Origin of the sequence: Paraliomyxa miuraensis, from assembly GCF_026337845.1 — a bacterium.
GTDB lineage: Bacteria > Myxococcota_A > Polyangia > Nannocystales > Nannocystaceae > Paraliomyxa > Paraliomyxa miuraensis.
In genome coordinates, this window is the sequence record NZ_JAOVZF010000159.1 from 535,374 (window position 1) to 543,819 (window position 8,446).

General features: G+C 66.7%; 5 protein-coding genes. 3 read left to right on the forward strand and 2 right to left on the reverse strand.

The genetic code is table 11. The features are described 5' to 3' along the window. Positions 1 to 67: 67 nt before the first annotated feature. From OEB96_RS33350 to OEB96_RS33360, 3 genes are all read left to right on the forward strand, one after another. Positions 68 to 5,131 (forward strand): eCIS core domain-containing protein, encoded by a 5,064-nt coding sequence (locus OEB96_RS33350; RefSeq protein ID WP_266220879.1) that lies wholly within the window; start codon positions 68 to 70, stop codon positions 5,129 to 5,131. A gap of 3 nt (positions 5,132 to 5,134) precedes the next feature. Then, positions 5,135 to 6,247, forward strand: a complete 1,113-nt coding sequence (locus OEB96_RS33355) for a hypothetical protein (RefSeq protein WP_266220880.1) — start codon at positions 5,135 to 5,137, stop codon at positions 6,245 to 6,247. Between the two features lie 140 nt (positions 6,248 to 6,387). After that, complete coding sequence (locus OEB96_RS33360; RefSeq protein WP_266220881.1) at positions 6,388 to 7,128, forward strand: hypothetical protein; 741 nt, start codon at positions 6,388 to 6,390, stop codon at positions 7,126 to 7,128. 10 nt (positions 7,129 to 7,138) lie between these two features. Here OEB96_RS33360 and OEB96_RS33365 read toward each other — a convergent pair whose 3' ends face one another. Together OEB96_RS33365 and OEB96_RS33370 are read right to left on the reverse strand one after the other, a co-directional pair. Further along, positions 7,139 to 7,558, reverse strand: coding sequence for a hypothetical protein (locus tag OEB96_RS33365; RefSeq protein WP_266220882.1), 420 nt, complete (start codon positions 7,556 to 7,558; stop codon positions 7,139 to 7,141). 532 nt (positions 7,559 to 8,090) lie between these two features. Next, positions 8,091 to 8,360 carry a helix-turn-helix domain-containing protein gene (locus tag OEB96_RS33370; RefSeq protein ID WP_266220883.1) on the reverse strand — a complete coding sequence of 90 codons (270 nt, stop codon included), beginning with the start codon at positions 8,358 to 8,360 and terminating at the stop codon, positions 8,091 to 8,093. Positions 8,361 to 8,446: the final 86 nt, after the last annotated feature.

Here is an 8,446-nt window from a genome sequence, read left to right on the forward strand (position 1 = left end):
GTCTGTGCTGGCCAAGCCTACGGCCCGCGCGGCCCGAGCGAGTCGGCGACCCACAGAGCCAGACGCGGTGGGGGGGCGGCGGCGACGGGAGCGTCGTCGCGGACAGGAGACCGTCGACGCGGCGGCGCTCCAGGCGAAGCTCGAGGTCAACGCGCCCGATGATGAGTACGAGCGGGAGGCCGATGCCGTCGCCGACAAGGTGACGAGGATGCCTCCACAGCGACTCGCGTCGAACGGGGCTGGTGGCTCGGGGATGACCTTGGTCGCGGGCGGCACGTTGAGTCGCAAGCCGTCGGACGAGCTGGGGGGGTCCGCCGCAGCGCTGACGGCCCCCGCAGGTCCGTCGTTGCAGCGCGAAGAAGACGAGGAGGATGCCAACGAGGTCGGAACGCTGCAGCTGCTGCAACGCGAGGCGGACGAGGAGGATGACGCCTCGGCCGAGATGTCGCGGCCGCTGCAGCGAGAGGCGATGACCGACGACGACGAGCCTGGTGAATCGCCGGCTCTGCAGCGTCGTGCGGCGGGGCGTCGTCACGAACGTCCGCAGGTGACCGGTGCCTTCGAGTCGTCGCTACGACGCTTGCGCCAGAGCGGAGGACAGCCGCTACCCTCGGAGCTGCTCGGCTACATGGAAGCGCGATTCGGTCGTGACTTCGGCCAGGTCCGATCTCACTCGGGACCCGAGGCCGCATTGCTGGCCAGGCAGGTTCGGGCGCGCGCGTTCACGGTCGGCCACGACATCGTCTTCGGCGAGGGACAGCTTCGTCCACGCGAGCCCGACGGGCGCCGCCTGGTCGCCCACGAGCTGACCCATGTGCTCCAGCAGCAGGGCGGGCTCCATCGCGTGCAGCGAGAGCTCGAGGCCGAGCCCGATCGCCCCAAGGTACCGTCGCTCTCGGAGCTGCGCACCCTGTTTGCGCTCGACGATGCCGCGGTTCCCAAGCCCGTGCTCGACATCGTCGCCGATCTGCTCGAGCGGGTCCTCGCCGTAGGCAGCGCGGCCGAGGCGTTGGCGGTGTTCATCGACAAGAACGTCAACGCGACCACGGTCAAGCGAACGCTCGAGTCGAGCCGCTACCGTGTGGAGCTACGCAGTGACCAAGAGGACAGCGGCCGCACGCTGCAGTGGGTGCTCCGCCGTGTCGAATCGAACGAGGCGGTGTTCGGGCGCGAGCACACGCGGGCCGAGCCAACTGATACGGCACCATCCGCAGAGGCGGACGAAGACACGATCTCCGTACCCACACCCCTAGGCACGAGCCCCGACCAGGACACGACGATGGTCGAGGCTGCGCCCGATCTCGCCGAGGTGCCGCCCGAGGCCGTCGTGGCGGAGACGGCCGGTCCCGAGGTCGCCGCTACGCCCCCGGGCGAGGCCAGTGCCTCCGAATCGCTGGCCGAGGCTCGTGCGCAGGCCGACGACTCGGCCGCGTCCACGGGCGAGGCCGCGCAGGTGGGTCTCGACGAGGAGGTCCCCGCCGGGGAAGAGCCCGCCGCCGAAGCGCCCGCCGAGGCCCCAATGGTCGAGCCTCAGATGCCGCCGCCCCCCGAAGAGCTCGGGCCCGCGGCGCAGCAGCGCCTTGGCTCGGCCCGCGGCGCCGCGGGGTCACGAGCGTCGGCCGAGAGCACGCTGCCTTCCGCGGAGGCGTCCACGGGCGAGGCTCGGGCGGCGGTGACCGAGCCCCCCGAGGAGCAGCTCGCGGAGGCGCGGGCCGATCTGGTGGCTGCGCTCGAGCAGCGACCAGAGCCGAGCCCCGAGATTGAAGCGCTGTGCCAGCGGATCTACCAGGCCATCCGCGATCGACGTCCACCTGACGAGGACTCGCTGCTCGAGGCCGACCCGACCTCGGCCGCCCGCCAGGCGGGTGGCGAGCTCAACGATAGCATCCAGTCCGATGCCGACCGCGTGGAAGGCGAGTACGCGGGTCTCGATGAGGCGCCGCCAACCGAGGCCGCCGTCCCGGGCACGCCGCTCGAGACGCCCCCCACCGAGGTGGAGAGTCGGGACATCGACGCCGAGGGAGCCGCTCCCGATCCGGTCCCCGACGCCGACATCGATCTTGGGGCCGATGTGGAGAACTCGGCGCAGCAGATGGCCGACGCGGGCATGGAGACCGAGCCGGCTCAGCTCGTGCAGAGCGGTCCAATCGCCGAGGCCCGTGAGGCTCACGGCGAGCTGAGCGAGACCGCGGAGCGTGATCCGGCAGAGGTGATTGCCGAGCAGCAGGCGGCGATCGAGCGAGCCCAGGGAGACATGGCCCAGCTACAGGCGCAGGCGCTCGCGGCCATGAACAGCTCCCGCGAGGGGACCATCGAGGGGTCGGGTACCCAGCAGACCACGATGGTAGGCTCGGAAGAGGAGATGCGGCGCGCCGCATCCGGTCGCGCCGACGAGCTCTTCACCTCCGCCCAGGGACGCGTACGTGGGTTACTCGAGCCGCTGGCGCGGACAGCGATGGCGACGTGGGACGCCGAGCTGCCGCGTCTGTCTCGCGAGTTTCGCAGCAGCCTCGATCGCGTGCAGGACTGGATCGACGAGCGTCACTCGGGGGCTGGCGGCGCCGTGCTCAGCGTCGTGGACTACGCCCTGGGCTACCCCGACTGGGTCGTCGACGAGTATGACCGAGCGGAGCGTGAATTCGGGGACGGTGTATGCGACGTCATCCGCGACATCTCCCGCGATGTCAACGCGGTCATCGCAGCCGCGGAGGCAATCATCGCCGAAGCTCGGCGCCAGATCGACGAAGTGTTCGCCTCTCTGCCCGCCGAGTTGCAGGGCTGGGCCGAGGAGCAGCGGCAGGGCTTCTCAGCGCGCCTCGACTCGCTACAGGAGGAGACCCAACAGGCCCGCGACGACTTCAACCGCGACCTCACCCAGCGAGCCGCGGGGGCGGTCCAAGAGGTTCGCCAGGAGATCCATGAGCTCCGCGAAGCGGCAGGGGGATTGTTGGGGCGCATCGCCAGCGCGATCGAGGCATTCCTCGACGACCCGGTTCGTTTCATCATCAATGGTTTGCTCGAGTTGGTCGGCATCGAGCCGTCCGCGTTCTGGGCGCTGGTCGATCGGCTGGGCGAGGTGGTCTCGGGCATCGCCGACGATCCGCTCGGCTTCGCCAACAACCTGCTCGAGGCGCTGGCACAGGGCTTCACCCAGTTCTTCGACAACATCGGGGCGCACCTGTTGCAGGGCCTGCTCGACTGGCTGTTCAGCGGCCTGGGCAGCGTCGGCGTCCAACTCCCGCCGGACTTCTCGCTGTCGAGCATCGTTACATTCTTCCTTCAGCTCATGGGGCTGACCTGGGACAACATCCGGGAGATCCTCGCGCGCCACATCGGAGAAGAGAATGTCGCGCTCCTCGAGCGAGCCTACGAGATCATCCAGGTCCTCATCGAGCAGGGGCCGAGCGGCATCATCGAGATGATCCGGGAGCAGCTCGATCCTTCGGTCATCCTGCAGACCGTGATGGACGCCGCGATCGAAATGGTGATCGAGGCGCTCATCACCCAGGCGACCGTCCGCATCCTGGGCATGCTCAACCCCGCGGGTGCCGTCCTGCAGGCGATCGAGGCGATCTACCGCGTGGTGAAGTGGGTGTTCGAGAACGCCGCCCGGATCTTCACGCTGGTGGAGACCATCGTCAACGGCGCGTACGACATCATGAACGGGAACATCGGCGGCATGGCCAACGCCGTAGAGACCGCCCTGGCTGGCCTCATCCCTCCGGTGATCGACTTCCTGGCCGGCTTCGTGGGGCTGGGCGACCTGCCCGAGCGGATCGCCGGCGTGATCCGCGACCTCCAGGGGTGGGTGCTGGGGATCGTCGACCGGGTGGTCGGTTTCATCGCTGCACAGGCGCGGCGGGTGCTGGCGGCGCTGGGGATTGGCGGGGGAGACGAAGAAGGCGAGGAGGAACTGGAAGACATGGAAGAGCGGACTACCATGTCGGGAGAGACCCACACCGTGACCGTGGACCTTGAGCAGCACCACGTGATGATGGCCAGCGAACGAGAGGATGAGATCGCGACCAAGGCGGCCACCGCTCGGTCGCAACTGGCCAGTCTCCGCGACTCCGACCCCGCGAAAGCGACGGATGCGGAGCAGAAGCTCGACGCGATCAACCTCAAAGCATCCCAGATCGTGGCGGCGATTCCCAATCCTACCGATGCCAACAAGGACGCTCGCCTCGCGGAGATCAGGAGTCTCACCGACCAGGTATTGGTCCTGCTCCGCGACTATGGAGAGACGTTCGGGGTGCATTCGTTGTTGGAGCCGATTCCGGCCTACCCCCCGGCAGAGCTCGGCCTTCACCCCATGAATTCGGAGAAGAGCGCCCATCCTTCGCCGGACGGCATTCCTCGCGAGTCTCACCACGTACCCGCCAACGAGTTGGCGCAGAGCCTCAGCGAAGCCCTGGATGGAGTCATCGCGGACCTCCACGATGAACCAACCGCGGCCGCGGCCATCGGACCGCTCTCGCGACGTACTGTGCCCACCCTGGACGCGAGTGGGGATGACCTGCCTGCCATTCTCCTGCACCAGACGACCCATCGAACTGGCTCGACGGCCGTCCATCGCGCGCACATGCGTGAGTTGGTAGAGCGGAAGATCGCGGAGCTGCACCGTGGCGCGGAAGCTCGCAGGGCGAGCTCCATGGAGCAGGCCAATCAAGAAGTGGATCGAGCCGCGTCCGACATCGACGTTCGAACTGGCTCTGGCAGGTTGGCCATGAATCCCCAGGGGCGTCACTGGCAGAGCTTCATCCAGCAGGCCCGAGCCGCGGCCCTGCAACTCCGCGCGGCAGGGCTCGCAGAAGCGACGACGCCGGAGGTTCAAGAGAGCGTGGAAGGCGAGATCGCGGAAGCGATGTCCGCAATCAGCACGACGGAGAACACCTGTCGCGAGGAGAGCGATGCCGAGGAGGCGACGATTGACCGGGAGGTCGAGACAGAGGTCTCGATGGCGATCGAGATCGCCTACACGGCGGGCCTGACTCAGGCAGTGGCGGCCGTTCTCGCAGCACTCGATGCGAGCGTGGTCGATGGGCCGAAAGCCGAGCAGCCCAGCGAGGCGGAGCTCCGGCGGAACGCCGACAACAACCCGCTGTGGAAGAAACTGCGCGGACGAGGATGAGCAATGCAGATCTCTCTCTCAGTACCAGGCAATCCCGTCGGCGCCCTTGCGATCGGAGATGAGGCCGCGTCGCTCGGTCGCGTCACGTCTCTCTCCCCTCACCTGCTCGGCAAGCCGCTGGAGACCTACTTCTGGGCTTGGCCGCTCCTCAAGCAGGGCGAGTCGGGTCGGCCAGGAACGACAATGGCCGTACGGCTGTTGCCCAAGGTCGACTTCTGGGATTGCCCGATGGTGTGGATCAATGGCACTTCGATCAGCACCGTCGCCACACGAGTACGGGGTTCGCTGCCCATGGTGCTCCTCTGGTCGATGCTGCGCACCCAGGCGGATACTTGGCGAGCCATGCGAGCGGCATGGCCGCGACTGAGAGACGACCTTTCTCGGTTGGATGCCGCGCTTCACGGAGAAGGTCTCGATCGTTTCACGGGCCTTTTGTTCGACGACGCCCTACTCGCTCGTCTGGACGAGGCCCAGCCCTTGTCGGTGGAGCGCGAGTCGGTCATGGCCGATGCGGCCCAGGCTCTCGACGACGACATCGAGCACGTGTCATACCGACGAGTACTGCAATTGCAGCTCGAAGGCCAGCCTCCGGCCCCGCCGAGTGAATCCGAGGCCACGAGGGGACGATGGGCTCCGGCCCTTGCGATGGCGAGCTACCATGCAGCGCGAACACAACAGCGACCGGATCTCTCGGTCCCGTGGGCACGACGACTCGTGGACGTCACGGCGGGGGTGGACCTCGTCGGAGTGGCGGGGCCCAGTCAGTTGCCCAATGTCTCCGGCCGTCAGGTCGTGGGCCTGCAATTCGCGGCACGGGAACTGAAAGACCAGCCCACGACCGAAGGTCCGGTCTCACACATGATCCGCGGCGTGGTGGAACACATCACGCAGGGCGTCTCCTACGATGGCGCTTCGCACATCACCCTCGCAGACGCCCTTCGTGACGCGGGTCAGCCTCGTGCCGCTTGGGATGCGCTCGCCCAAGCGACGTTCCATGCATCGACCGCCATGAACGCCGAGGTCCGCGATGCGGCACGAGCGGCTGGTCTCGCACTTGCGCAAGAGCAAGACTGGACGACGATCGTGGAAGCACTTGCCGCCGGCTCCCAAGAATGACGCGAGCCGACCGAGATCATCGCGGCAATCGGGCCGTGCCGTGTTCGACCAAGGAACGGCATAGCCGATCAGTCTGGTCTCGGGTACGGCCGCTCCCCGCGGCTGACAAACGCACCGACCCGCGTCATACTTGGCGCGAAATGCTCGGCCGCGTCCTGTTCGGTTCCCTGCTCGCGATGAGCGCCAGTGGCTGTGAGCGGCGTGGCGATGGGAACGACGCCCCCACGCCCCCGGACTGCGATGTCGACGCGGATCCCGGCTGCGAGGCCGGGGACGCTGGTGTCGACATGGGCGAGGGCGGGATGGCCCTCGACATGGGCAGCGGGGACAGCGCAGTCATGGACGAGGGCAGCGGGGGGCTGGAGCCGGTCTTCTCTGAGCTTCCCCCGTACGGTGAGCTGGGGGTGCAGTGGGTGTATCTACACTCAAGCAATGTCGACGTCACCTGCGTAATCGAGGAGGTCTTCGAGTGGGAGGACGGGCTGGGTGGAGCGACACGGCGATGTCACATGGATGGCGTGACTCAAGCCCTCTCGGACACCGATTTTGCGCTGCTCGCCGATCGCATCGAGCGTCGGGCCGAAAAAGGGCAAACTCTGATGCCGTCGGCCCTGGAGTTCAACGTGCCGCTCGCCATTGGGGATGAGTGGAACAATGTTTGGTCGCAGGCCGGAGTTGAGCTCGAGGAGCGGTGGACCGTGCTCCGGACCGAGCAGGTCGAAACCCTGGCAGGAACGTACGAGGCGGCGGTGCTTCAACTCGTGGCGGGCTACGGTGGCTCCTCGTCCACTTCGACCGTCTGGTGGGTGGATGGGATCGGGCAGGTGAAGGTCGAAGGTGAGACTACAGGTATGGAGTTGAAGTCGTTCACGAGACCATAACTGTGGTTTCTCAATGTGTTCGACACCAAGCGTTCGACGTCGAGAAGCGACCCGTTCCCATGTAGATCCGACCTGGAGTGTCGGATGAGGCAGGATTGCTGGCTGGCACAGTGACCCGCAACTGCGCCGTGAACATGGTGCCCACCAGGAGAAGGGCCGGCCCATTAGATGTACTGCTTTGAGCGCTTTGGTCGTTTGCCAATCGCTCGATGGTGAGTATCCCGATGCCGGTCAACGGGTTGTAGAACTCGACGCTGTGATAGCTGGCTGTGGTAGTGACGGAACCTTCGTCCCCCAGAACGCAAGCGATTGCGCCACGGATCTTGACCTGGCTAGAGCCCGTGATCACCACGGGGGGAGCCACGACCGTCGCTGTGCCAAATAATGTATCGAACAGCACGAAATCTCCGGTGCGAAGAATCGAGTCCATCGTGACGGAGAATAACCTGCCTGGGGGGGCGCTCACCAGTGTCTCAATCACTGGTGACTTGGCTTGACCAAGAGGAACGGAATGGCCGGCTCCGTCGGATCGCAGCTCGGCCCCTCCTCGGCTGACAAGCGCACCGACCCGCAGAAATGCTCTCCGCGCGATACCCGGCGCGAAATGCTCGGTGCCCTGCTCCCATGCGCGACAGTCGGTGCTACCACGGCGACGATAACGCACCCATGCCCCCCAAGCTGCGACATCGACGTTGATCCCGACTGCGAGACCGGGGACGCCGTCGTCGATATGGACGACGGCGCGCTTGACACACGGAGCTTCGCGGGGCTTGAGCCGATGAGGACGCCGGCCGGTGCTGTCACGAGCGGGGCTCCGAAGGCCGTGTCGAAGATTCACTAGGTCACCGTTGCGGAGGACAACGTCACGAGGCGACGGTAACCCGATGCACTCGTAGGGCGTAGGGCGAGCAGTTACTACGTTCGAAACTGAAGGCCATGCGTTCGGTGAGCTTCGCGATCGCCTACCCATCGAGCCCCACCTCGCGCAGGAATTTCTGCACGGCGGGCCGCGTCACCCCGAGGATCCGCGCGGCCGAGCGTCGGCTGCCCCCGGCGCGGGCCAGGGCGTCGCGCACCAACTCGCGACGGATGTACGCCTGAATGTCCTTGAGGCCGAACCTCCCGACGAGCGGACGAAGTAGCTGGCGGAGGAACTCGAGGCCGTTGGGCGTCTGGGTGAGGCACGCGGCGATCTGGCCTCGCGAGAGCGGCTTGAGCAGGTACGCGTGCACCCTGCGTATTCCGGAGCATCTGGGCAGTTGGACCGGTGGACCTGGGCAAGCGTTCCGAAGCACCTGGGCAACGGGAGCGAAGCGAC

What these genes read in the sequence shown, in the direction of transcription:
- OEB96_RS33355 (WP_266220880.1), top strand. Translation starts at nt 5,135, where the DNA reads ATGCAGATCTCTCTCTCAGTACCAGGCAATCCCGTCGGCGCCCTTGCG.
- OEB96_RS33360 (WP_266220881.1), top strand. Translation starts at nt 6,388, where the DNA reads ATGCTCGGCCGCGTCCTGTTCGGTTCCCTGCTCGCGATGAGCGCCAGT.
- OEB96_RS33365 (WP_266220882.1), bottom strand. Translation starts at nt 7,558, where the DNA reads ATGGACTCGATTCTTCGCACCGGAGATTTCGTGCTGTTCGATACATTA.